Origin of the sequence: Faecalibacillus sp. MSK20_93, from assembly GCF_020589945.1 — a bacterium.
GTDB lineage: Bacteria > Bacillota_I > Bacilli_A > Erysipelotrichales > Coprobacillaceae > Faecalibacillus > Faecalibacillus intestinalis.
On record NZ_JAJDKA010000113.1, the window covers coordinates 1 to 2,455 of the forward strand.

3 protein-coding genes are annotated in these 2,455 nt (G+C 31.9%); all 3 read left to right on the plus strand.

The genetic code is table 11. The features are described 5' to 3' along the window. The first annotated feature begins 212 nt into the window (after positions 1-212). The 3 genes from LJD34_RS16855 to LJD34_RS15735 all read left to right on the plus strand — a co-directional run bounded on the left by LJD34_RS16855 (position 213) and on the right by LJD34_RS15735 (position 2,363). Positions 213-665 carry a DUF6431 domain-containing protein gene (locus LJD34_RS16855; protein ID WP_227360342.1) on the plus strand — a complete coding sequence of 151 codons (453 nt, stop codon included), beginning with the start codon at positions 213-215 and terminating at the stop codon, positions 663-665. Between the two features lie 109 nt (positions 666-774). Beyond that, complete coding sequence (locus LJD34_RS15730; RefSeq protein ID WP_106986894.1) at positions 775-2,178, plus strand: ISL3 family transposase; 1,404 nt, start codon at positions 775-777, stop codon at positions 2,176-2,178. Further along, complete coding sequence (locus LJD34_RS15735; RefSeq protein WP_048922995.1) at positions 2,175-2,363, plus strand: hypothetical protein; 189 nt, start codon at positions 2,175-2,177, stop codon at positions 2,361-2,363. The genes LJD34_RS15730 and LJD34_RS15735 overlap by 4 nt, the downstream gene beginning before the upstream one ends. The last annotated feature ends 92 nt before the right edge of the window (positions 2,364-2,455 follow it).

Consider the following 2,455-nt stretch of genomic DNA (forward strand, 5'->3'; position numbering starts at 1 on the left):
GGTTTTATTTCAAGCCATGATATTTGAAACTGCTTTTCAAAATCTTGTGGTTTTAATATATGTAGTAAAAACAGACCTCTTCTGTTTCATGAGGTCTGCTTTTTTGCTTTATATTACTTTGATATCATGTCATAATTATTTAAATATATAGAAAGTAAAAAGGATGATACCCAACATCGCCAAACGTCACTTATCATCCTCTGTCAAAAGACATGATTATAATAACTGATTACTCTATAAAACTCAATACTTCCAAAGCTAAAAATGATTTTGATGCTCTTATAAAATTCAGAAAACTATATTCTGATCTCATTTCTTCATTTTCTTTATCTTCTATTGAATGCACCTGTGGCAGTCATAACTGGCATATGCATTCTTCCTATTCTCGCTTCTATGATTTTCTTGGAAGAAAAATCAAAGTTTCCATTCAGCGTATTATCTGTGCTTCATGCGGTAAAACTCATGCTCTGCTTATGGAAGATATGATTCCTTTTTCTACTTTTACATTCTCTCAAATCATCGACTGTCTTGATGATCCTGATTTCTCTGTGGATAACTTTCACAGATCTTTTCTGATCAACAAATATTATAACGTTGAACAAAATTACCGTTCATACTGTCAAATAAACCGAAGAAATCATATGCTTATTTTTCTTCCAACATAACTTTTATCTTTTTTTCTGTTCTTTTCATTATCATTTAAGTAAAGATAAACAGAAGGAGATGATTTTGAAATGAATTTGAACAAATTTTTATATAGCGCTGGTGATTTCTATGAAACCTGATACCAATACTATGTCCACTGATCACAACAGTGATGTATTAAAAATATTTGGTATTGATAGTAACATCATTGAACATTACGATATCTTCCATAGAAAAGATGGTGTCCATATTATCTTGAAACTTATAAACAGAGAACAGCGTTGCCCTGTTTGCCAGACCAGAACAACTAAAGTTGTCAATTACATAGATAAGAAAATAAAACATTCTGTTGTTTCCACTTCCTCTTGTTTCATTGATTATCATGCCCGACGTTACAGATGTCCTGCATGCAACAAGACTTTTTATGAATCCAATCCTTTTACTTTTGGAACGGAAAGGATCTCGTCAGCTACCGTTTATAGTGTTCTGCAGGATCTTAAAAAGCCATTTGAAACATTTAAAAGTGTTGGTGAAAGATATCATATATCCACCAATACAGTCATCAACATATTTGACAGATATATCAGTACACCAAGGCTTCCCATGCCATCTGTACTTTCAATAGATGAAGTATATGTTCCAACCGATGACAGAAACAAATATCTCTGCATACTTTTTGATTTTGAAACAAAGATGATCATCGATGTCCTGCCATCAAGACATAAAAATGTGTTATCGGCCTATTTTCATAGCGTTCCTCTTGATGAAAGAAAAAATGTTGAATATATGTCATCCGATATGTGGGTATCCTACCACGACATATCAAAAATATTCTTACCCGATACTATCAGGACAATTGACAGATTCCACCTCCTTATGGAGTTTTCAAAAAAATTTAATTCAATCAGATGTGAAACAATGAAAAAATATGCACTTACTAAAAATGCCTATCAGAAAGAAAAAACAAAAAGAAAACTGAAACCTGATGAAGAAGCAATCTATAGAGAAGCATGTATCAACTATTACGCCTTTAAAAAATTCAGCTGGCTTTTCTATAAAACTGATTCTGATATTTTAAATCCAAACAACGATAAGAAGTTCAACAGGGTATTCAACCGATATATGAATTTTTATGATATCCATGAACATATCTGTTCATGTGATAATGGTTTTGAAGAAATATGCAATCTAAAATATGATCTCGATATGTTCTTTAAAAACAGTACAGTCGAAACCGCAAAAGAGAACCTTGAAAATTTAATAAAGGATTTTAAAGAAAATGACCGTGATGAAATGAAGAACTTCGCAGGTACTCTTTCCCGTTGGAAAAATGAAATCATTTATTCTTTTACGATCATCGGTGAATCAACTATCAATAACGGGCGCATAGAAAATATAAACCGAACGATTAAGACCATCAAAAGAAATGCGAACGGATATAAAAACTTTGAGCGCTTAAGAAGACGCATAATGTGGTGTGTAAACAAGCAGGGAAATATAATACTCAGTCAAAGAAAGGAAAATGAATCATGAAAAAATATACAGTGATTGTAGATGAAGATTATCAGGCGTTTAATGAAAACTGCAATATAACGCTAGATGAAATTGATTTAAAAATACAGGCCCTAAACAAGGAGTTGGAAGACATAAAGAATATAGCTTTGAAAAACTATGATATCCTAGATAAACTTTTCGAACTCAGACATGTAGATTTTTAGACAATATAAAACCATGAGGTGTCTCATTTGAGATTTGCCTCATGGTTTCTCATTAGCTCTATTTCAAAAATATCATGTTATTTCATAAAGCC

Excerpts from the sequence above, each read along its gene's own strand:
- LJD34_RS16855 (WP_227360342.1), top strand. The coding sequence starts at position 213 with ATGATTATAATAACTGATTACTCTATAAAACTCAATACTTCCAAAGCT.
- LJD34_RS15730 (WP_106986894.1), top strand. The coding sequence starts at position 775 with ATGAAACCTGATACCAATACTATGTCCACTGATCACAACAGTGATGTA.
- LJD34_RS15735 (WP_048922995.1), top strand. The coding sequence starts at position 2,175 with ATGAAAAAATATACAGTGATTGTAGATGAAGATTATCAGGCGTTTAAT.